This is a genomic window from Mesorhizobium australicum WSM2073 (assembly GCF_000230995.2).
Lineage (GTDB): Bacteria > Pseudomonadota > Alphaproteobacteria > Rhizobiales > Rhizobiaceae > Mesorhizobium > Mesorhizobium australicum.
On record NC_019973.1, the window covers coordinates 2655493 to 2677308 of the forward strand.

Annotated in this window: 20 protein-coding genes and 1 pseudogene; 14 read left to right on the forward strand and 7 right to left on the reverse strand. The window is 62.9% G+C overall.

The window, feature by feature from the left end:
* Window positions 1-86: 86 nt before the first annotated feature.
* Complete coding sequence (locus MESAU_RS12715; RefSeq protein ID WP_041163723.1) at window positions 87-350, forward strand: DUF6894 family protein; 264 nt, start codon at window positions 87-89, stop codon at window positions 348-350.
* Between the two features lie 237 nt (window positions 351-587).
* Here MESAU_RS12715 and MESAU_RS12720 read toward each other — a convergent pair whose 3' ends face one another.
* Window positions 588-1307: a Crp/Fnr family transcriptional regulator gene (locus tag MESAU_RS12720; RefSeq protein ID WP_015316446.1), complete on the reverse strand. Its 720-nt coding sequence runs from the start codon at window positions 1305-1307 to the stop codon at window positions 588-590.
* Between the two features lie 200 nt (window positions 1308-1507).
* Here MESAU_RS12720 and MESAU_RS32375 point away from each other — a divergent pair, with 200 nt between their 5' ends.
* The gene (locus MESAU_RS32375; protein ID WP_425339445.1) at window positions 1508-1720 is read left to right on the forward strand and encodes a DUF6894 family protein; all 213 of its coding nucleotides are present in this window, start codon (window positions 1508-1510) and stop codon (window positions 1718-1720) included.
* A 31-nt stretch (window positions 1721-1751) separates the two neighbouring features.
* Here the strand turns inward: MESAU_RS32375 and MESAU_RS12725 are convergent, their stop codons facing one another.
* The 3 genes from MESAU_RS12725 to MESAU_RS12735 form a co-directional block, all read right to left on the reverse strand.
* Window positions 1752-2099, reverse strand: coding sequence for a hypothetical protein (locus MESAU_RS12725; protein ID WP_015316447.1), 348 nt, complete (start codon window positions 2097-2099; stop codon window positions 1752-1754).
* Window positions 2100-2256: 157 nt separating this feature from the next.
* Window positions 2257-2673 carry an HD domain-containing protein gene (locus MESAU_RS12730; RefSeq protein ID WP_015316448.1) on the reverse strand — a complete coding sequence of 139 codons (417 nt, stop codon included), beginning with the start codon at window positions 2671-2673 and terminating at the stop codon, window positions 2257-2259.
* Between the two features lie 50 nt (window positions 2674-2723).
* The gene (locus tag MESAU_RS12735) at window positions 2724-3119 is read right to left on the reverse strand and encodes a GFA family protein (protein WP_015316449.1); all 396 of its coding nucleotides are present in this window, start codon (window positions 3117-3119) and stop codon (window positions 2724-2726) included.
* Between the two features lie 432 nt (window positions 3120-3551).
* Between MESAU_RS12735 and MESAU_RS12740 the strand changes: the two genes are divergently transcribed.
* The 3 genes from MESAU_RS12740 to MESAU_RS12750 all read left to right on the forward strand — a co-directional run bounded on the left by MESAU_RS12740 (window position 3552) and on the right by MESAU_RS12750 (window position 6315).
* Window positions 3552-4535, forward strand: coding sequence for an ABC transporter substrate-binding protein (locus MESAU_RS12740; RefSeq protein ID WP_015316450.1), 984 nt, complete (start codon window positions 3552-3554; stop codon window positions 4533-4535).
* 95 nt (window positions 4536-4630) lie between these two features.
* Window positions 4631-5434, forward strand: coding sequence for an ABC transporter permease (locus MESAU_RS12745; protein ID WP_015316451.1), 804 nt, complete (start codon window positions 4631-4633; stop codon window positions 5432-5434).
* 122 nt (window positions 5435-5556) lie between these two features.
* Window positions 5557-6315 carry an ABC transporter ATP-binding protein gene (locus MESAU_RS12750; RefSeq protein ID WP_167331150.1) on the forward strand — a complete coding sequence of 253 codons (759 nt, stop codon included), beginning with the start codon at window positions 5557-5559 and terminating at the stop codon, window positions 6313-6315.
* 89 nt (window positions 6316-6404) lie between these two features.
* Here the strand turns inward: MESAU_RS12750 and MESAU_RS12755 are convergent, their stop codons facing one another.
* Entirely contained in the window at window positions 6405-8024 is a 1620-nt protein-coding gene (locus tag MESAU_RS12755) for a GMC family oxidoreductase (protein WP_015316453.1), read from the reverse strand.
* A 383-nt stretch (window positions 8025-8407) separates the two neighbouring features.
* Here MESAU_RS12755 and MESAU_RS12760 point away from each other — a divergent pair, with 383 nt between their 5' ends.
* The 5 genes from MESAU_RS12760 to MESAU_RS12780 are packed head-to-tail and all read left to right on the forward strand — an operon-like array spanning window position 8408 to window position 13309.
* The gene (locus tag MESAU_RS12760) at window positions 8408-9682 is read left to right on the forward strand and encodes a flavin-containing monooxygenase (RefSeq protein WP_041163726.1); all 1275 of its coding nucleotides are present in this window, start codon (window positions 8408-8410) and stop codon (window positions 9680-9682) included.
* A 34-nt stretch (window positions 9683-9716) separates the two neighbouring features.
* Window positions 9717-10133: a RidA family protein gene (locus tag MESAU_RS12765; protein ID WP_015316456.1), complete on the forward strand. Its 417-nt coding sequence runs from the start codon at window positions 9717-9719 to the stop codon at window positions 10131-10133.
* 5 nt (window positions 10134-10138) lie between these two features.
* Window positions 10139-10813 carry a DUF1028 domain-containing protein gene (locus tag MESAU_RS12770; protein ID WP_015316457.1) on the forward strand — a complete coding sequence of 225 codons (675 nt, stop codon included), beginning with the start codon at window positions 10139-10141 and terminating at the stop codon, window positions 10811-10813.
* A 20-nt stretch (window positions 10814-10833) separates the two neighbouring features.
* Entirely contained in the window at window positions 10834-12324 is a 1491-nt protein-coding gene (locus MESAU_RS12775) for an aldehyde dehydrogenase (protein ID WP_015316458.1), read from the forward strand.
* Between the two features lie 49 nt (window positions 12325-12373).
* On the forward strand, window positions 12374-13309 hold the full coding sequence (locus MESAU_RS12780) for a LysR family transcriptional regulator (protein ID WP_015316459.1): 936 nt from the start codon (window positions 12374-12376) through the stop codon (window positions 13307-13309).
* A 15-nt stretch (window positions 13310-13324) separates the two neighbouring features.
* On the opposite strand, the gene argE is transcribed toward MESAU_RS12780, so the two are convergent.
* Complete coding sequence (gene argE, locus MESAU_RS12785; RefSeq protein WP_041163727.1) at window positions 13325-14482, reverse strand: acetylornithine deacetylase; 1158 nt, start codon at window positions 14480-14482, stop codon at window positions 13325-13327.
* Window positions 14483-14706: 224 nt separating this feature from the next.
* On the opposite strand from argE, the gene MESAU_RS12790 reads away from it, so the two are divergent.
* Window positions 14707-16776 carry an oxidoreductase gene (locus MESAU_RS12790; RefSeq protein ID WP_015316461.1) on the forward strand — a complete coding sequence of 690 codons (2070 nt, stop codon included), beginning with the start codon at window positions 14707-14709 and terminating at the stop codon, window positions 16774-16776.
* Between the two features lie 171 nt (window positions 16777-16947).
* Window positions 16948-17040 (forward strand): annotated as a pseudogene (locus tag MESAU_RS32210) (SDR family NAD(P)-dependent oxidoreductase); the annotation flags it as partial.
* A gap of 56 nt (window positions 17041-17096) precedes the next feature.
* Here MESAU_RS32210 and MESAU_RS12795 read toward each other — a convergent pair.
* Complete coding sequence (locus tag MESAU_RS12795; RefSeq protein WP_041163728.1) at window positions 17097-18419, reverse strand: MFS transporter; 1323 nt, start codon at window positions 18417-18419, stop codon at window positions 17097-17099.
* 205 nt (window positions 18420-18624) lie between these two features.
* Between MESAU_RS12795 and cyoA the strand changes: the two genes are divergently transcribed.
* Together cyoA and cyoB are read left to right on the forward strand one after the other, a co-directional pair.
* On the forward strand, window positions 18625-19806 hold the full coding sequence (gene cyoA / locus MESAU_RS12800) for a ubiquinol oxidase subunit II (RefSeq protein ID WP_015316463.1): 1182 nt from the start codon (window positions 18625-18627) through the stop codon (window positions 19804-19806).
* A gap of 10 nt (window positions 19807-19816) precedes the next feature.
* Window positions 19817-21814, forward strand: a complete 1998-nt coding sequence (gene cyoB / locus MESAU_RS12805) for a cytochrome o ubiquinol oxidase subunit I (protein ID WP_015316464.1) — start codon at window positions 19817-19819, stop codon at window positions 21812-21814.
* The last annotated feature ends 2 nt before the right edge of the window (window positions 21815-21816 follow it).

The window sequence follows — 21816 nt, forward strand, 5'->3', positions numbered from 1 at the left end:
ACCTATACTGAAGATTCAAAGCATGCGTTACCCGGCACTCGCGATAAGTCGAGAGGAACAAAGGTCGCGCCGCCTTGTTAGCGATGATGGCGCGCTATTATTTTGATCTAGTCGACAACGGAACCTCCTTCCCGGACACTGAAGGAACCGAGCTTCCGAGCTTGGAGGCAGCTGAGGATGAGGCGGCAAAGGCGTTGCTCGAAATAGCAAAGGACCAGATGCCTGAAGGCAATTTCCGAGAGGTTGCCCTGCATGTCCGTGCTGGTGCTAGCAAACCCCTCGTTATGGTGAAGGTAACGTTCGAACTGGTGCGCAACGGACCTGATCGCGATGGACCCGTGGGAACCTGACTACTTCCTCAATGAAAGTGCGCGCCTATATCAACGGAGGGCGGCGGCACAGATTGCCGATCTTCGCTCGAATATTGAAGACACGCGGCGCGTAATCGAGGAATCGCGCAAGCTGCTGGACCGGCTTTCCGCCAAATCAGGCGCTATCCACCCGTAGGGGATGACAAGGCCCGCTCGTAACGCGGGCCGCTTGAGTTGTGGTGGAGCAATCCGCCTCATAACTGAGTTCAAGGCTGCTCATCTCGGTTCGTTGTTGATGCTCAGATAGGTAGGGTCGAACTCGGCAAGCCTGGCAAGCTGGTCCCAGTCCAGAATGGTGACCATATGGTTCGTCCAGGTGATTACCTTGATCTTCTTCAAGCCTCCGATCACCCGGTTCATGTGCACGACCGACAACCCAAGCACGTCGGCCATTTCAGTCTGTGACAACGGTAGATGGAAACACATGCCGCTGGTGCGTTTCACCGCCTGCAGACGTACGAACAGTTCGCAGATGAGATGGGCCAGATGCGAGGTCCTGGAGCGGCGGCCCATTGCCACGATCCATTCGCGATGTATGGCCCCATCGACCAGCGTATCGAGCCACAACAGCCGGGTCAGGTGAGGGGCCTGTTCCGTAATGGCTTTCAGCTTGTTGTGGTCCGCGTACATCACCCGGCAAGGCGACAGCGCGACGATACCGTGATCCATGGTCTTGAGCAAAAAGGCGTGGAGATCGACGAAGTCGCCGGGCACCTGCAAGGACGTGAACTGCCGGCCGCCGTCCTCGAGCACCTTGTAGCGTGCCGCCAGGCCATCCAGCAGCATGGTGCTATAGGTTGGCCGGGACCCCGCTTTGACCACATCTTGCCCCTTTTCGAACTCGCGTCCGAAAACAACCGTTTCGGCCAGCAAGACCTTCTCGACGTCCGACAGAGTGTCATGCTGGCCGAGTTGCAGATAGAGGGACTCTAACATCATAGCCTCGAGGCGATCGGGGTTGAAACGCCGATCGCCAGATGTCCTGGACGCAAGGATAGCAGCCGGACCTTAGGCCTTCGGAAGATGGCGGACCCTATCATCGGCAGCCTGCGCGTATTCTGGCGCAAGCGCCGGAGCGGGAACCACCAGTGTCGCTGGGTATTAGCACGCTAGAGGTGTCCAAGGCTGCCCCGAAAATGAAACGGTGTCATTTCGATCTTTATAACGGTCATGGCCCCGTACCCAACGACGGCCAGCCATTTGAATCGCGAGAACAGGCGAGGGCAGAAGCCATTCGCATTTCGCAGGAAGTCGCTCGCGATGAAATGCCGGATCGCGACCTGGTCAAGATACCGGCAAGGTGCGCAATGAGGCGGGCGCCCAGGTGTTCGAGGCATCGCTTGTCCTGACCGCCGGGTGGAGCGCGTGACCTTGATGCGGTCAGCGTAGGAGTCGCTGTGGAATTTGCACCACATTTTCCGATCCGGGCAGCTCAAAGGCCATGGCGAACCGACGCAAGGAAGCCATTTCCACGATCAACTCTTCGATCGAACGATCCGGCAATCCCGTCTTCACTTTCTGCCTTACCCTTGCTGTGAGTTCATGAACGCGGACAGGCACGAAAAGCGCGCTGTCGTCCAGCAATCTGCTGATTTCGATCACCACATCGGCGTCAATGTCTTTCGGCAATTCCCGCATGGGCGTCACCTTGGTCTCGAAGCGATCCGAAGGCAGCCAGGCATTGCGCATCAGAGGGCATGCCGGACGCGGATCGATCATCGGATTCATAAAACCACCCACCCAGCGTGTCACTAAAAACGTTGGTACGAAAATTACCAAACGGGTTGGTCCCGTAATCCATGTATTTTGGCATCGCGCGACTACAGGCATCGTCCAGTGGCGCTTGTCGCATGCCAGGACGCGATTGCCGCCAGCATCCCGGCACTCACTTGGTGAACTCGTCGTCAAGAATGCGCAATGCTTCTTCATACTTGGCCGTGGATGCTCCGATCTGCTTTGATTGCCAGATATTGTCGGCCAGATCCGCCCGTTTTACCGGCAGCGCCAATGGGTTCGATGCAGCCCGGCGTACGAATGCGAAATAGTCCTCGCCTTCTCTGCGTGTCATGGCGTCGACCGCGGCAGCGATCGTCGGTCCAAAGCCCGCCTCTTCGAGCTTGGCCCGGCTCCAGCCTTCGCTTTTTTCCAGGACATCGTGCAGATAAGCGACGACTTTCTGATCTATCGTTTCGACGGCGTCGACCACTCGACGGCAATGATCGATATAGGGGCCTCCTGTCTTATCATGCTGCGATGCATGCGCCTGCTCCGCAATCTTGGCCGCCCGATAGAAAATACTCATCACATCGATCTCCGTCCTTTCGGCCAGCGAGCTGCGTTGCTTTCAGGCGCCTACCAGCGTTCCTCGGTTTCGCGGTGCGGCAAGTCCACGCCGCAGCAGACCCAGCCAAGCCGCTGCCCTGATCCGTAGTTGTAGCGAGGCTCCAGCCGCGCTGGATCGTCGAATGTGCCGACATGCAGCGCGATTTCCCCGGGCGAGACGTCATAGGCAAGGCTGAGCGGCGATCCGCAGGCGGGACAGAACCCCCTTTGGGCGATTGGCGAAGATCGGCGATAGGCGGGAGTGGCGTCGATCCAGGTCAGGTCTGGCGAAGGCACCCACGCCAGGACCGCAAATGCACTGCCGGTCGCGCGCCGGCACATATCGCAATGGCAATAGTGCACTCTCGGTTCGCTTGTGACGTTGAAGCGAATCCGGCCGCAAAGACATCCGCCGTTCAGTTCCACCTTGGCTCCAGTCCGATGAGCCTGCGTTTCGGCAGGCTCTCCAATCTCGTGCGGGCAGCTTCGTTCATCTGGCGAAAACGTCGGCCGCCCTCGTCGGTTCCTATGCCCCGCAGGAGGGGTTCGCGCACGGGGCTCTCGTCTTTTCGAGCGCCGTGGCATCGAGGCCGCTTCTGTCGGCGACCCTGCGGAAAATGGCCAGCCAGGTCCAGAGCCAGGCCGCCGATCGGCTATCGAGCCGCTTCGGTTTCGACGAAGCAATGGGCAGAAAAAGACTTCTTTTTGCGATCCGGCCCGGATGCTCTGTTGCAAACCTTAGAACACGCAAGGCTCGCTGGGAGGCGACGCCCAAACAAGAGCGGCTGCCGAAACGCAACCGGCATAGGCCGCGAGAATGAGGCCGATGCCGGCAACAGCCATAGGGGAACCACGACAATGAAGACATTTCGAAACTGCCTGATGGGCGCGGTCGGCGCAGGCCTGCTGGGCCTGGGGCTTGCAGCTCCCGCCAATGCGGGCGCCATCCGTCTCGGCATGACGACCTGGGTAGGTTACGGGCCGCTGTTTCTTGCCCGCGACCTCGGTTACTTCAAGGAGGCCGGCGTCGACGTCGACCTGAAGGTCATAGAAGAATCAGCGCTTTACATGGCTGCGGTCGCCGGCGGCGATCTCGATGGCGCCGCCTCCACCGTAGACGAGCTGATGAAGTACCGCTCGGACGATCTCTGCTTCAAATACGTCCTTGCGCTCGACGACAGCCACGGCGGTGATGGCGTCGTCACGCAGCCCGACATCAAGTCGCTCAAGGATCTGAAGGGCCAGCAGGTGGCCTTGAACGAGGGCTCCGTTTCCGAATTCTGGTTCAACGTGCTCCTGAAAAAGGAAGGCATGACCGAGGACGACGTCACCATCACCAACATGACCGCCGATGACGCGGCGACCGCCTTCATCGCCGGCCAGGTTCCCGCCGCCGTGACGTGGGAGCCGCACCTCACCGAGGTCCGCAAGGGCGGCAAGGGAAAGGTGTTGATCGATTCCACGACCACCCCTGGCTTGATCGTGGACGTGATCGCCCTCAAATGCGATCTGATCGAAAAACATCCCGAGGACGTAAAGGCCCTCGTCAAGGGCTATTACAAAGCGGTTGAATACATCAAGACCAATCCGGAAAAGGCCTATGAGATCATGGCCAAGGGCATTGGCGGCTATCTCGAAAAGCCCGAGGATTTCGCCGCCGGTGCCAAGGGCGTGCGCTATTACGATCGCGATCGCAACCTGGAATTCTTCGGTACGCCGGAAAAGAGCGAGGCGTCCGAGCTGGTGAATTTCGCGCAGGACATCTGGGGCAAGGCCGGCAAGCTCAAGATGACGATCGACGCGAAAACCATCCTCGATACCGACTTCATCAGGGAACAATGAGCCTTCGAGAAACCGGGGTCGGTCCGCTTGGGCCGACCCCGGTTTACCGACAGGCCGGAGTCTTCTCGCTTCAGAAAATCAACGGAGGCCATGCCATGGCACAGAGGCGGACGGCGTGGACACGCCTGACGACCCCATTCGCCAACATTCCCGCCAGCACGGCAACGGCACTCGCGCTGGCGATGTGGGTGGTCGTGATCGGCGGCTGGGCGCTGCTGTCCTATGGCCGCGTCGTGCCGAACATGTTCCTGCCGACGCCCGGAACCGTGCTGCAGACGACCTATCGCATGTCCCAGGACGGCAGCCTTTTTTACCACACTTTCACCAGCGCCAAGGTGGTGATCCTGGGCTTCATCGTCTCCTCGCTGATCTCGGTGCCGCTGGGGCTGTGGATGGGGACCTATCGGGTGGTGCAGGCGCCGCTGGAGCCCTTGGTCAACTTCATCCGCTACCTCCCTGTGACCTCCTTCGTGCCCCTGTTCATCCTTTGGATCGGCATCGGTATCGAACAGCGCATAGCGGTCATCTTCTTCGGCACCTTCTTCCAGCAGCTCGTGATGATTTCCGACTGTGCGCGCAGCGTCTCCAGGGACCTGGTCAACGCCTCCTACACTTTGGGCACCAAGCGCAGCGAAGCGGTGTGGCACGTCATTTTCCCGGCCGCGCTTCCAGCCATCCTCGACACGCTTCGCGTCACCATGGGCTGGGCCTGGACCTATCTGGTCGTGGCCGAACTCGTCGCCGCGTCGAGCGGCCTCGGCTATATCAGCCTGAAGGCGATGCGAGGCTTCCAGGTCGATGTGATCTTCATGGCAATCGCCGCGATCGGGCTTCTGGGCCTTATCACCGACACGGCGTTCCGCATCATCCGGGCCAGGGTCGCGCCATGGGCATCCTGATCTTGAACGCAAGCTCGCAAACCGCAGTCGGATCAAGGGTAGCAATGAGCGAGACCATCAAGGCGAACGATCTGGCCGGCACGGCCGCGACGATCGGCGATCCGCGCTCGACCGGCACGACGATGGCCGTTGAGGACGTGACATTGCGTTACGGCGACGCCAACGGCGTGCTGGCGCTGGACGATGTGTCGCTGAAGGTGGCCAAGAACGAATTCTGCGTCATCGTCGGCCCTTCGGGATGCGGCAAATCGAGCCTGCTCTACCTTGCGGCCGGCCTCAACGACGCGACTTCAGGCAGCATCAAGGTCGATGGCAGGGAAGTGATCGAACCGGGTCCAGACAGAGGCATGGTGTTCCAGAGCTACACCTTGTTTCCCTGGCTCACCGTGCGCGCCAACATCGAGTATGGACCCAAGCGCAAAGGCCTGCCGGCGGGGCGGCGCAAGCAGATCGTCGACCAGTATCTCGACGAAGTCGGCCTCGCGCCGTTTGCCGACCACTACCCCGCCCAGCTTTCCGGCGGCATGAAGCAGCGCGTGGCGATCGCGCGCGCCCTTGCCAACGATCCGGCCGTTCTGTTGATGGATGAGCCCTTCGGCGCCCTCGACAGCCAGACGCGCGGCACCATGCAGAAACTGCTTTTGCGCGTCTGGGAGCGGCAGCAAAAGACGGTGCTGTTCGTTACTCACGATATAGACGAGGCGCTGGTCCTGGGCGATCGAGTCTTGGTGATGACGGCCCGGCCCGGCAAGATCAAGGCCGAGATCAAGGTCGACATCCCAAGGCCGCGTTCGATGGATGTGATCCTCGAACCCGAGTTCATCGCCCTCAAGCGCCGCATCCTCGGCCTCTTGCACGACGAGATCGATGAGGATCATTGAGAGCAATCTCGAGGAAACACAAACGGTCGTCGGCAGGTCGGCGTTGCCAACGCTGAACTGCCGACGATGTTGAAAGGCGGAGCGGATCGTTACCTTTCGCCGCGATACGCCGAGCCCAGGATCATCTCCGAGCACTTCTGTCCGATCATCATGCTTGGCGCGTTCGTGTTGCCGCCGATCAGCTTCGGCATGACTGACGCATCGGCGACCCGGAGACCGTCCACGCCTCGCACTTTCAGCGTCGCCGGATCAACGACCGCCATCGCGTCCGTCCCCATCTTGCAGGTTCCGACAGGGTGGTAGACGGTCAGAGCTTCGGCGCGCAGATAGGCCAGGATCTCGTCGTCGCGGCTGACATCCTTGCCCGGAAGCATTTCCTTGCCACGCACCGCATCGAACTCGGATGCGGCCAGGATCCTGCGCGCGATCTTGATGCCTTCGACAAGCACCATGGCGTCGTCCTCGTCGGCGAAGAAGCGGTGGTCGATGAGAACGTCACGGCGAGAACTGTCCCGTGACAATCTGATCTCGCCAACGCTTTTCGGCCTGAGAACGCAGGTGTGAATGGCGTAGCCGTGGCCATATTCGATGAGCCTGCCGCGATGGCTGCGATAGCCCGGCACGAAGTGGAACTGAACATCGGGAAGGCCGTTCGCGTGCCTGGTTTTGGCAAAGCCACCGGCTTCGACATAGTTGGTGGTGAGGATTCCCTTGCGGCGCGCGAAATACTGGAAAGGCGCTGCCGCGATGCGGGGCAGGTTGGCAAACGACAGGCCGAGCGTCCTGGTGCTCCTGGAGCGCACGGTGATCATGCCGTCGACATGGTCCTGCAGGTTCTTGCCGACACCGGGCAGATCGAGAATCGGCGTGATGCCGATCTGCCGCAGCTCGTCCGCGGGGCCGATGCCGGATGCCATCAGGATCTTGGGCGAGTTGATGGCCCCGGCACAGAGCACGATCTCGCGGCTGGCCGCGAGTATTTTTTGCTCGCCGTCGAGGCGCACCCGAAGGCCGGTGGCGCGCCCTTCGGCGATGACAAGGTCGACCACCTCGCATGCACTGAGCAGCGTCAGGTTCCCGCGATTGAGCACCGGACGCATGAAGGCGGTAAAGCTGCTGAAGCGCTGGCCCCGGTTCTGGGTGACGTTGTAGATGCCGAGGCCGAACTGGCTCTCGGCGTTGAAGTCGTCGTTGGCGGGCAGGCCGGCATTTTTGCCGGCCTTGACGAACATGCTGGAAAGCATGTTCGGATCGCGCGGATTGTCGACCATGAGCTCGCCGTCCGTGCCGTGATAGTGTGGGTCCTGGGCGATCAGGTTGCGCTCCAGCTTCCTGAACACCGGCAGCACGTCGCTGTAAGCCCAGCCGGCGCAGCCGAGCCCGGCCCACTCGTCATAGTCCTGCGCGGCGCCGCGAATATAGACCATCGAGTTGATCGAACTCGATCCGCCCAGCGCCTTGCCCCGGTTGACCGGAATGCGGCGGTTGTTGAGATGGGGCTGCGGCACGCCGACGAAACAATAGTCGTAGTTCGGGTTGCCATAGAGCGACAGAATGCCCGCCGGAATCCTTACCCGCGGGCTGTTGTCGCTGCCGCCTGCCTCTACCAGGCACACCCTGACCGACGGATCGGCGCTCAGCCGATTGGCCACCACGCATCCGGCCGAACCCGCGCCGACGACAATGTAATCATAGCTCTCAGTCTTCATGCCAGCCCCTCGAGAATGCCGGCTCGTGGCATTGCCGAACGGGCCGCTGCGAGGCTGCATCCTGTTCCGCAACAATTCGGTGCCGACACGTGCCCGGCTTCGCGGCCAGCTCATGCGGCGCTGCGGATCCGGCCGCTGAAACTGTAGATGCGTCCATCGGCACGAGAAATTCGGAAATGGTTACGCGTGACTTCGGAGATTCGTTATGGGCGCCCACCGGCACGTGCTGCTACTTGTGACCGCCAATGGGGAGGCGACCGGATGGCGCACGGCCTGTCCGGAACACGGCGAAATGGATCTCCCGGGGCTGCGTTTGCCGGCCGCCGGAAATCGGTTTCATCGCGTGCGGCGGGAGCTGTCGGATGGTCAGAAAAGGACTGGGCATGTCGGTTGAGACGATAGACACGCTTGTCGTTGGCGGCGGCCAGGCTGGGGTGGCCATGAGCGAGCACCTGGGCAAATGCGGGGTGCCGCATCTCGTTCTCGAACGCGGCCGCATCGCCGAGCGCTGGCGCTCGCAGCGGTGGGACTCCCTGGTTGCCAACGGCCCGGCCTGGCACGACCGCTTCCCGGGCATGGAATTTCCTGTGACAGGCCCCGATGGCTTTCCCTCCAAGGAAGAGGTCGCCGACTATTTTGTCGCTTACGCAAAGCAGATCAATGCGCCGGTCCGCTGCGGCGTCGAGGTCAGGCTTGTGCGAAGAAACATAGGGCGGCCCGGATTCCGTGTCGAGACGTCCGATGGCGTGATCGAGGCCAACAGCGTTGTCGCGGCGACCGGCCCTTTCCAGGTCCCGGTCATCCCGCCCGTCGTTCCTGCCGATGCCGGCATCCTGCAAATCCACTCCAGCGCCTACCGCAACCCGGCGCAGTTGCCGAAAGGGGCGGTGCTGGTGGTCGGCGCGGGATCCTCGGGCGTCCAGATTGCGGACGAACTCCAGCGTGCTGGCAAACGCGTCTATCTCTCGGTAGGCGCGCACGACCGCCCGCCGCGCGCCTATCGCGGCCGCGACTTCTGCTGGTGGCTGGGCGTTCTCGGCAAATGGGACCTCGAAACTCCGGGACCCGGCACGGAGCATGTCACGATCGCGGTGAGCGGTGCGCGGGGCGGAGAAACGATCGATTTTCGCCGTCTGGCGGCGCAGGGGCTTACGCTCGTTGGCATGACGAGGGCGTACCAGGACGGTGCCATGACCTTCGCGCCCGATCTTGCCAAAAACATTGCCCGCGGTGATGCCAATCTGATGGCATTGCTGGACGAGGCCGACGCCTATGTCGCGCGCAACGGTCTCGACCTTCCCGAAGAACCCGCTGCCCGCCGGATCGGTCCTGACCCGGACTGCGTGACCAATCCGATCCTCGAGCTCGATCTGACCGAAGCCGGGATAAGTTCGATCATCTGGGCGACGGGCTTTGCCGTCGATTACAGCTGGCTGAAGGTCGATGCCTTTGACGAGCAGGGCCGGCCGAGGCACCAGCGCGGCGTCTCGACCGAGCCAGGGATCTATTTCCTGGGCCTCCCCTGGCAGTCGCGAAGGGGTTCCAGCTTCATCTGGGGCGTATGGCACGATGCCAAGCACGTGGCCGACCGTATTTCGACGCAGCGCAAATATCTCGCTTATCACGCCGCCGCTAAGCGCGAGACCGTGGACGCCTGACCGCCGCCGCAAGCCCGACCTGATGGAGATCAAGATGAAGCATACCCGAATTCGTACCTTCAATACGAAGGACACTTATCCCGAGCAGAAGCTCGACAATGATCTGTGCCAGGCAGTCGTCACACGGGGTGGCCGGACGATCTATCTGCGCGGGCAGTGCCCGCAGGATCTCGACACCGCCAAGAATATCGCCAGCCACGATCCGGTCGAGCAGACCCACAAGGTGATGCAGAACATCAAGCAGCTCATCGAGGAATGCGGCGGCACCATGGAGCATCTGGTGAAAGTGGTGGTTTACATCACCGATGTCCGCCATCGCGAAGCCGTCTACCGAACGATGGGCGAATACATCAAGGGCGTCTATCCGGTTTCGACCGGCCTTGTCGTGTCGGCCCTGGCAAGGCCGGAATGGCTGGTCGAGATCGACGGCACGGCCGTAATTCCGGACTGAGCGCCATGACCTTCTCCATCGTCGCACGGTGCCGGCGCACCGGCATGTTCGGAGTGGCGGTATCCTCGTCATCCCCCGCGGTCGCGGCCCGCTGCGCCTATGCACAGGCCGGCGTCGGCGCCGTTGCCAGCCAGAATGTCACGGACCCGACGCTCGGGCCACGGGCGCTGGAGCTGATGGCGCGAGGCGCCTCCGCCGCCGAAGCCGTCGCGATCCTGAAGCGCACGGCTGCTTTCAGCGAATACCGGCAGGTCCTGGCGGTCGACAAGGCCGGCGGAAGCGCGATCCATTCGGGACCGAAAGCGCTTGGCATCTGGAGCGAGGCGCGCGGCGAGGACGTCGCCTGCGGCGGCAACCTGCTTGCCAGTGATAGGGTTCCGCAAGCCATGGTGGACGCCTTTCTCGCCTCCGAAGGCGATCTCGGCGACCGGCTGATCGCCACCATGCGAGCCGCGCTCAAGGCCGGCGGCGAGGCGGGGCCTGTCCGCTCCGCAGGCATGAAACTGGTAAGCGATGTGTCATGGCCCGTCGCCGACCTGCGTTGCGACTGGACCGAAGGGTGTCCGGTCGAGCAGCTGGCAATGCTGTGGGACATCTATAAGCCCCAGCTCGATGCTTATGTCACGCGCGCCCTCAACCCGTCCGGTGCGCCAAGCTACGGCGTTCCCGGTGATGAGTAGTTCGACAATCTGGAGCCAGCATGAGCGAACTCAGTCATAAGGATTGGATCAGCAAAGCCTCGGCTATCCGTTTTCGCGACAGGGCGTTCATCGACGGCAAGGCAATGCCCGCGCGTTCCGGCAGAACATTTACCAGCATCAATCCGGCCACCGGAGCAACGCTCGCTGAGGTGGCTTCCTGCGGCGAAGAGGACATCGACCTTGCCGTCGCCGCGGCACGTCGCAGTTTTGAGGCCGGCGTCTGGTCGAGAGCGACCCCTCAGCATCGCAAACGGGTGCTGCTGCGGTTGGCGGAATTGCTGCGCGAGAACCTGCAGGAGCTCGCGCTGCTGGAATCTCTTGATATGGGCAAGCTGGTCAAGGACGCAGCGACCGTCGACGTGCCGGGGTCGGCGGCGATCTTCCAGTGGTATGGCGAAGCGATAGACAAGGTCTATGACGAGGTGGCGCCGACGGCCCGAGGCGACCTTGCTTTGGTACGGCGCGAGCCGCTCGGGGTCGTGGGCGCCGTCGTGCCGTGGAACTTTCCGCTCGACATGGCGACCTGGAAATGTGCGCCCGCGCTGGCTGCGGGCAATTCGGTGGTGCTCAAACCCGCCGAGCAGTCGCCTTTCTCGGCGCTCAGGCTGGCCGAGCTTGCCATGGAGGCAGGGCTGCCCGCCGGCGTGCTCAATGTGGTGCCCGGCCTCGGCGAGACGGCCGGCCAGGCGCTTGGCCGTCATATGGACGTGGATTGCCTTGCCTTCACCGGATCGACCGCTGTCGGCAAGATGTTCCTGCAATATTCCGGCCAGTCGAACATGAAGCAGGTCTGGCTGGAGACCGGTGGCAAGAGCCCCAATCTGGTGTTCGCCGATTGCGGTGATCTGGACGCGGCAGCCGACATGGCCGCCTTCAGCATCTTCTTCAACCAGGGACAGGTATGCTCGGCCAACTCCCGGCTTCTGGTGGAGCGCGGCATCAAGGATACGCTCGTCGAGAAACTGGCGCAGCGCGCGACGGCGACCCAGCCCGGCGATCCGCTCGACCCTGCATCCAGGATGGGTGCGATGGTGGACGCGCGCCACGCGGCGACCGTCATGCGTTTCGTCGATGGCGGCAAGAAGTCGGCACGGCTGGTGACCGGCGGCGACCGGGTTACCGTCGACGGGCGCGGCAGTTTTGTGCAGCCCACGATCTTCGACGACGTCTCGCCCGACGACCCGCTTGCGCGCGACGAGATATTCGGTCCGGTCCTGTCGGTGATCGCCTTCGACACCGAAGACGAGGCGCTTCGCATCGCCAACGACAGCGTCTACGGCCTGGCCGCGTCGCTGTGGACCGACAGCCTGTCGCGGGCGCATCGTCTCGCGGAAGGGCTGCGCGTCGGCACGGTTTCCGTGAACACCGTCGATGCGCTGAGCCCGATGACTCCCTTCGGCGGTTTCAAGCAGTCCGGCTTCGGGCGCGACCTGTCGCTGCACGCGCTCGACAAGTACACCGCGCTGAAGACTACCTGGATAAAATATTGAGAAGCGGCCGCGACTTGATCGCCGGCTGCAAACCGGCAACATAGTCACCATGCCGCTTCGCTTCACGCTGAGACAACTTGAATATTTCGTCGCCGTTGGCGAAGCGGGTTCGATCGCCAAGGCGGCCGAGCAGGTGAATGTCTCGCCGCCATCGATCTCGGCGTCGATCGCTCAGCTCGAAGCCGAGTTCGGCGTGCAGCTTTTCGTGCGCAAGCATTCGCACGCGCTGGCGCTGACGGCGGGCGGGCGCCTGTTCCTCAAGGAAGCAGCGCGTCTGCTTAACGACGCGGATGCGCTGCACGACATTGCCGGGGATATCGCCGAAAAGGTGCGCGGACCGCTGGCGATCGGCTGCCTGCTCACTTTCGCCCAGATCGTGCTGCCGGCACTGCGCAAGAAATTCGAGGACGCCTATCCCGATGTGCGGGTCAGGCAATTCGAGCGCAACCAGGGGCAATTGTTCGAGATGCTCCAACGTGGCGAAATAGACGCCGCGCTGACCTACGATCTGGAGCTGTCGCAAGACATGACTTTCGAGCCGCTGATGCAGTTGCCGGCCTATGTCATGCTGCCGGCCGCGCATCGCCTGGCGGCGAAGGCAGGTATCACGCCCGAGGAACTGGTCGATGAGCCGATGGTGCTGCTTGACCTGCCCTACAGCAGAGAATATTTCCTGTCGGCTTTCCAGCCCAGGGGCCTGCGGCCCAAGATCGTCGAGCGTACCGGCGACATCGCCGTGATGCGCTCGATGGTCGCCAACGGCTTCGGCTACGGCATCGCCAATATGCGGCCGCTTAACACCATGTCGCCGGACGGCAAATTGCTGGTCTTTGTGCCTTTGTTGGGCGACCTCAGGCCGCTGACCATAGGGATTGCCCTGCCGAACGCCGAGCATCGCACGCTGACGGTGCAGGCCTTCATCGACCACTGTCGCCGCTTCGTCGTCGAGCAGGGCGTCTTCGGTACCGAGCGCATCGTGAAGTGAGGCCTGCCATGCGGCTCACGGCCAGCCGTCCGTGAGCCGTTCCAGCAATCTGTCCAGCATCGCGTCGCAACGACGCAGCTGTTCGACGCTGACAAATTCGTCGGGCTTGTGTCCCTGCGCCATGGAGCCCGGCCCGCAGACGACTGCAGGCGTGCCAAGATCGCGGCTGAACAATCCGCCCTCCGTGCCGAACGCGACTTTCATCGTGTCGTTGGCACCGGTCAGCGACTTGACGAAAGCCACCGCCTCCGATGCGGCCGGCGTGTCGAGGCCCGGATAGGTGTTGGTGATCTCGATGTCGATCGCTGCCTCTGCCGCGATCGAAGCGGCGTCCTCGGCAATGCGCACCGCGGCGGCGCGCAGCCTGTCGAGAATGCTGGCGGCGTCGTCGGCGGCAATGTTGCGGATCTCGAAATCGACGTGGCAGAGGTTGGGCACGATGTTGAGCGCGACACCGGCGTTGATCTTGCCGACATGAACCGTCGTGTAGGGAATGTCGTAGTCGCCGTCGCGGGCGCCGTCGCGGGCCAGCCGTTCCTGTTCGTCACGCAAGGCGCGCACGAAATCGCACCCGAGGTGGATCGCATTGAGCGCCAGCGGGGCGAGCGCCGAATGGCCTTCGCGTCCCCTGCAGACGGCGCGAGCGGCAAGCTTGCCCTTGTGCCCGGTCGCCACCTGCATGTTGGTCGGCTCCCCGACGATGCACAGCAGCGGGCGTTGCGGCGCCGCACGCAGCATTTCGATCAGGTCGCGCACGCCCAGGCAGCCGACTTCCTCGTCACAGGAGAGCGCCAGATGCAACGGCGTCCGAAGCGCGATCCTGGAGGCCTTGATGCAGATCGCGAGCGCAGAGGCCACAAAACCCTTCATATCCGCCGCGCCGCGCCCATAGAGCTTGCCGTCGCGCTCGGTCATTTCGAATGGGGGCAGCGTCCAGTTCTGGCCGTCCACGGGAACGACGTCGGTGTGGCCGGACAGCATGACACCGGGTCTGCCTGCCGGGCCAATGGTGGCAAAGAGGTTGGCCTTGTGCCTGTCCGCGCCGTGGACGATCTGGCAGGCAACGCCGCTCGCTTCGAGCAAGTCGGCCGCATAGCCGATCAGGTCGAGGTTCGAGTCGCGGCTCACCGTGGGGAATGCGATCAGCCGTTCGAGAATCCTGATGCTGTCCATTTTCTGTCTCTCGGTCGGGTTCTGGCTGTCTAGCATCATGCCGCCGATGCTCTGAAGTCGCATTTCGCTCAGCCCCGGTTCAACGCAGACTAATTCGCGCCGGCGCGCGCGATTAGGCGCGTCCTAATCGGCACAGAAGAAATCCGTAGTTTTCCCGCGCCGGCTCGAACTTATGAGTAGTCTCGGCAGCACCGGCGGTGCCGAGCCGGCAGGGAGGAAGCTACATGCGCGACCCACGCTACGACATCCTGTTCGAGCCGATGAAGATAGGTCCGGTGACGGCCAGGAACCGCTTCTATCAGGTTCCGCACTGCAATGGCGGTGGCTATCGCGATCCATCGGCGGCGGCAGAGATGCGCCGCATCAAGTCGGAAGGCGGCTGGGGCGTGATCTTCACCGAGCAGACGGAGATGCACCATACCTCCGAGATCACGCCCTTCATCGAACTGCGGCTATGGGATGACGCCGACATTCCGGCTTTGGCCAAGATGGCCGAGGCCATGCACGAGCACGGGGCGCTGGCTGGCATCCAGCTCGCCTATTCCGGGATCAACGGTCCCAACCTCTACACCAAGGAGGTGCCGCGCGGGCCGTCGGCCTTGCCGATCCGCACCTTCACCAATGATCCGGTGCAGGCGCGCGCCATGGACAGAGAGGACATACGCGACCTGCGCCGCTGGCACCGCAATGCCTTCAAACGCGCCAAGCAGGCGGGTTTCGACCTTGTCTGCCTCTATGGCGCGCATGGCTTCGGCATCATCCAGCATTTCCTATCGACGGCCACCAACCAGCGCGGTGACGAATATGGCGGCTCGCTGGAAAACCGTTCGCGGCTGATGCGCGAGCTGATCGAGGAAGGGCGCGACGCGATTGGCGACACGTGCGGCCTGACGCTCAGGCTGTCGCTGGACGAGATGATCGGTGAACTCGGCTTCGCCAATTCGGAAGTCCGCGACATGATCGAGATGCATGCCGAACTGCCCGATCTTTGGGATCTCGCGCACGGCGCTTGGGAGGATTGCTCGGGTCCGTCACGCTTCAAGGACGAGGCGGCGCAGGAAAGCCTGGTGTCGGGCATCAAGAAGCTGACCTCGAAGCCGGTCGTCGGCGTCGGCCGCTTCACCTCGCCCGACGTGATGGTCAGGATGATCCGGTCGGGCACGCTCGACTTCATCGGCTGCGCGCGCCCGTCGATCGCCGATCCCTTCCTGCCGAGGAAGGTCGAGGAGGGCCGCATCGAGGACATCCGCGAATGCATTGGCTGCAACATCTGCATCACCGGCGACATGACCATGTCGATCTCACGCTGCACGCAGAACCCGACCTTCATGGAGGAATGGCGCAAAGGCTGGCATCCTGAGCGCATGCAGGCGAAAGGCGACAGCGACAGCGTCCTGATCGTCGGCGCCGGGCCTGCCGGACTGGAGGCCGCGCGTGCGCTCGGCCTGCGCGGCTATAAAGTGGCCATCGCGGAAGCGGGCACTGAGCTTGGCGGACGCGTGGCGCGCGAAAGCAAACTTCCAGGCCTGTCGGCCTGGGGCAGGGTGCGCGACTATCGGCAGTATCAGCTCAGCCAGATGCCCAATGTCGACATCTATTTCGAAAGCCGGCTGTCGGCCGGTGACATCCTCTCGTTCGGCTTCCAGAACGTCGCCATTGCCACCGGATCGACCTGGCGCCGCGACGGCGTCGCGCGTGCCCATGTCGTGCCGATGCCGATCGACGCCGCGATGCCGGTCTACTCACCCGACGATCTGATGGCCGGCAAGGTTCCGGCCGGCAAGGTCGTGCTGTTCGACGACGACCACTATTACATGGGCGGCGTTCTCGCCGAGCTGATGGCGCTTCGGGGAACGAAGGTGACCCTGGTGACGCCATCGGCTTATGTCTCGGACTGGACCCGCAACACGCTGGAGCAAGGGGCCATTCACCGCCGCCTGGCTGAACTCGGCGTCGATATCGTCCTCAACAGGACCGTCACGAGTGTCGCTTCAGGTGGCGTCGTGACGGCCTGCGTCTACACCGGCGCTAAACAGGATCTGGCGGCCGATGCCGTCGTCCTGGTCACGTCACGCAATCAGGACGACGCCGTTTGGCGCGAGCTCAAGGCGCGGGAAAACGAGTGGGGCGACAACGGCATCCGTTCGGTCAAGGTCATTGGCGACGCCGAAGCACCGGGGCCGATCGCCTGGGCAACCTATGCCGGCCATCGCTTCGCCCGGGAGCTGGACGAACCTGACATCGGCGACGCATTGCCATTTCGGCGGGAAGTCGCCGCACTGGCGGCGGAATAGAACGCCGGGGCGCGGCAGATCAGATCGCCCGCCCTTCCTGGTCGAAGAAGTGCAGATGCCCGGGTTCGGCCCGCAGGCCGACCTCGGCGCCGGTTTCGGGCGGCAGGTCTGGCCACTGTCCATCTCGACATGGAGGAGCGTGACGGCGCCGGTGTATTCGGCGAGCCTTACCTTGCCGCAGCGATCCTGTTCCTCTGCTCCGACGCCACGAGCTTCGTCTACGGCGCCGCGCTCGACGTGGATGGCGGCTCGATGTTCCGCTGACCGGGAGGGCAGCGGCTCCGGCGACGCTCGCTGACCCTTCCCGCCATTTATAGAGTTCAGTCGGTCGGACGATCCGCGACCGAACGCCGCCCGTCGATCCACAAGGCAAGCAAGGTGCAGGCCGCGCCCGAGAGCAGGTAGGCGCCCGCCGCGATGAGGCCGAAATTGCCGGCCAAAAGCAGGGCTGCGAGCGGCGCGAAGCCGGCGCCGAACATCCATGCGAGATCCGAGGTTATCGCCGAGCCGGTATAGCGATAGTGTCGCGAAAAGCTCGATGCTACGACGCCCGACGATTGCCCGAAACTCAGCCCCAGCAGGATGAAGCCCAACACCATGAACAGGGCCTCCCCGACGGTGCCGCCATCCAGGAGCTGCGGGGCAAAGCCGCTGAACGTCGCGATGGCGATCGCCGAACCGCCGAGCAGCGCACGGCGTCCGACACGATCGGCCAGTGGCCCCGACGCGACGATGGCCGCGATGCCGAACAGCGCGCTCACCGCCTCGATCGTCAGGAAGCGCGCCGGCCCCTCATTGGTGAACAGGAACACCCAGGAGAGCGGAAACACCGTCACCATGTGGAACAGGGCGAAACTCGCCAGCGGCGCGAAGGCGCCGATGACGACATTGCGGCCTTCGGCCCTGACCGTATCCCTGATGCGCGTCGGCTGCAGGTCGCCGCTCTCGTACAATCTTGAAAATTCGGGCGTCACCACAATGCGCAGCCTGGCAAACAGGGCCACGACATTGATGGCGAAGGCGACGAAGAAAGGATAGCGCCAGCCCCAGGCAAGGAAGTCGTCGGCCGACAGGTTGGCGACGAAGAAAGCGAAGAGGGAACTCGCCACGATGAGGCCGATTGGCGCGCCGAGTTGCGGGATCATGGCGTAGAAGCCGCGCCGGTTCCGAGGCGCGTTCAGCGCCAGCAGCGAGGGAAGTCCGTCCCAGGTTCCGCCGAGCGCCACGCCTTGCCCGATGCGGGCCAGCGCCAGAAGCCAGATCGCAAGCGCGCCGATATCGCCATAGGCGGGAAGGAACGCGATGGCGACGGTCGAGGTGCCGAGCAGGAACAGCGCGATCGTCAATTTCGCCCCGCGGCCATAGGCGCGATCGACGGCCATGAACAGAACGGAGCCGAACGGACGGGCGATGAAGGCCAGTGCGAAAATGGCGAAGGAGTAGAGCGTTCCGACGAGCGGGTCGTGCGTCGGAAACACCAGCTTTGGGAACACGATGACGGACGCGATCGCATAGACGAAGAAGTCGAAGAATTCCGACGTCCTGCCCACGATCACGCCGACCGCGATATCGCCCGCGCTGACCTGGCCGTGGTCCGAGCCGATCAGCCCGCTGTTTGTTTCGGCAGTCGAAGTCTGAGCCATCTTGTCCGTCGCCACCGCGTGGAATGAAATATCTGGGACCCAATCACAGGGATTCCATTGTGCGCGGCACACTGTGCCAGACCCACCCCGGCTGGGCATTGGACAAATTGTCCAATGTCAGCGCGCCGCCGCCGGCAGTAGCCCTTTGTTGATACCGCACCGCAACATCCCTCCGCGTGCGGCGGTCCATCGAGGGCAGCATCTGATGAAACGATTTGGGGCCTTGCTTCTGTTTCCCCTGACCGGGCTGTTGAGCGGCTGCGATATGGTCGTGCTCGCGCCGGCAGGCGATGTCGCGGCCCAGCAGCGCGACCTGCTGGTGGTCTCGACCTTGCTGATGCTGATCATCATCGTTCCGGTCATGGCGCTGACTGTCTTTTTCGCCTGGCGCTACCGGCACTCCAATGCCTCGGCGACCTATGCGCCGGATTGGGATCATTCGACGAAACTCGAACTGGTGATCTGGGCAGCACCGCTTCTCATCATTATATGCCTTGGCGCGCTGACCTGGCTCGGCACGCATTTGCTCGACCCGTACCGCCGGATCGACAGGATCGAACCCGGCCAGCCCGTCACCCAGTTGCACAAGCCGCTCAGGGTCGAGGTCGTGGCGCTCGACTGGAAATGGCTGTTCATCTATCCCGATTACGGCATCGCTGCCGTCAACGAGCTGGCGGCGCCGGTCAACCAGCCGATCGACTTCCGCATCACCTCCTCGGCGGTGATGAATTCCTTCTACATTCCAGCCCTCGCCGGGCAGATCTATGCCATGCCGGGCATGGAGACGAAGCTGCACGCCGTCATTAACCGGCCAGGCACCTATAGCGGTTTCTCCGCCAATTATAGCGGCGCCGGCTTTTCGGGCATGCGCTTTGCCTTCCAGGGCCTATCCGATGATGCCTTCAGCCAGTGGGTGGCACAGGCCAGGACCGCGTCGGCGGCGCTTAACCGCGACAGTTATCTCGAACTCGAAAAGCCGAGCGAGAACGAAACCGTCCGCCACTACGCCTCCGTCGATCCCGACCTCTATGGTGCCATCCTCAATCTGTGCGTCGAGCGCGGCAAGATGTGCATGGACGAGATGATGTCGATCGACGCCAAGGGCGGTCTCGGCCTTGCGGGCGTGCGCAACACCTTGCCGCTGCAATATGACAAGCTCGCGCGGCGCGGCGCGGTGTTCGGAAACGATCCCTCCTATGTCGCCAGCATCTGCACGGCGGAGGAGGCCGCTGCCGTCTCGCGCGCGTCGCGCGATGCCCGGCCGACCTATTGGCCGGCGAAGAACCTGTCCCCGCTGCGCGGGGCGGGACTGCTCCGGCCAGGGACAGACAGCCGCAGCGCGGAGGCCGATACCCCGGCCCTCGGCCTGCTGCGGCGCGAACTATGAGAGAATTGCGATGCCCGATACGCTGACCAAATTCATTTTCGGCCGCCTCAACTGGGACTCGCTGCCGCTGCATGAGCCGATCGTTGTCGCCACCTTCGCCGCGGTGGCACTCGGCGGCATCGCGCTTCTCGGCGCCATCACCTATTTCAAGCTGTGGGGCTACCTGTGGCGTGAATGGTTCACCAGCGTCGACCACAAGAAGATCGGCATCATGTACATGGTGCTGGGGCTGGTCATGCTGCTGCGCGGCTTCTCGGACGCCATCATGATGCGCCTCCAGCAGGCCATCGCCTTCAATGGCTCCGAGGGCTACCTGAACTCACATCACTACGACCAGATCTTCACCGCCCATGGCGTCATCATGATCTTCTTCGTGGCGATGCCCTTCGTCACCGGGTTGATGAATTTCGTCGTGCCGCTGCAGATCGGCGCCCGCGACGTCTCCTTTCCGTTCCTCAACAATTTCTCCTTCTGGATGACGGTCGGCGGCGCCATCCTCGTCATGGCCTCGCTGTTCGTCGGCGAATTCGCCCGCACCGGCTGGCTCGCCTATCCGCCGCTTTCCGGCATAGGCTACAGTCCCGACGTCGGCGTCGACTATTATATCTGGGCGCTGCAGGTGGCGGGTGTCGGCACGACGCTGTCGGGCATCAACCTGATCTGCACCATCATCAAGATGCGGGCGCCCGGCATGACGATGATGCGCATGCCCGTCTTCACCTGGACGTCGCTCTGCACCAACGTGCTGATCGTCGCCTCCTTCCCGGTGCTGACGGCGGTGCTCTCGCTGCTGGCGCTCGACCGCTATGTCGGCACCAACTTCTTCACCAATGACTTTGGCGGCAATCCGATGATGTATGTCAACCTCATCTGGATATGGGGTCACCCGGAAGTCTACATCCTCATCTTGCCGCTGTTCGGCGTCTTCTCCGAGGTCACCTCGACCTTCTCCGGCAAGCGCCTGTTCGGCTACACCTCGATGGTCTATGCCACAGTGGTCATCACCATCCTGTCCTATCTCGTCTGGCTGCACCACTTCTTCACCATGGGCTCCGGCGCCAGCGTCAATTCCTTCTTCGGCATTACGACGATGATCATCTCGATCCCGACGGGAGCGAAGATCTTCAACTGGCTGTTCACAATGTACCGGGGCCGCATCCGCTTCGAATTGCCGATGATGTGGACGGTGGCTTTCATGCTCACCTTCACCGTCGGCGGCATGACCGGCGTGCTGCTTGCCGTGCCGCCGGCGGATTTCGTGCTGCACAACAGCCTGTTCCTGATCGCGCACTTCCATAACGTCATCATCGGCGGCGTGCTGTTCGGGCTGTTCGCCGGCATTGCCTACTGGTGGCCCAAGGCCTTCGGGTTCAAGCTCGACCCGTTCTGGGGCAAGGTCTCGTTCTGGTGCTGGGTGGTCGGCTTCTGGTTCGCCTTCATGCCGCTCTACGTGCTCGGGCTGATGGGCGTGACACGCCGCATGCGGGTATTCGATGATCCCTCGCTGCAGATATGGTTCGTCATCGCCGCCTTCGGCGCGGTGCTGATCGCCTGCGGCATCGCCGCCTTCCTGATCCAGATCTTCGTCTCCATCCGCAGGCGCGAGGCGCTTGCCGATCCGACCGGCGATCCATGGGACGGCCGCACGCTCGAATGGTCGACCTCCTCGCCGCCACCTGCCTACAATTTCGCCTTCACACCTGTCATTCGCGACAACGATGCCTGGTTTGACATGAAGCAGGCCGGCTACACCAGGCCGCTCGCCGGCTTCAAGCCGATCCACATGCCCAGCAATACCGGCACCGGTGTCATCCTGGCCGCCTTCAGCGTCGCGCTCGGCTTCGCCCTGATCTGGTACATCTGGTGGCTGGCGGCGCTGAGCTTCGTTTGCCTCATCGCCACCGCGATCGGCCACACCTTCAACTATCACCGCGACTTCCACATTCCGGCAGCCGAAGTCACTCGGACGGAAGAGGCGAGGACGACGCTCCTCGGGGCTGGGGTTTGAGC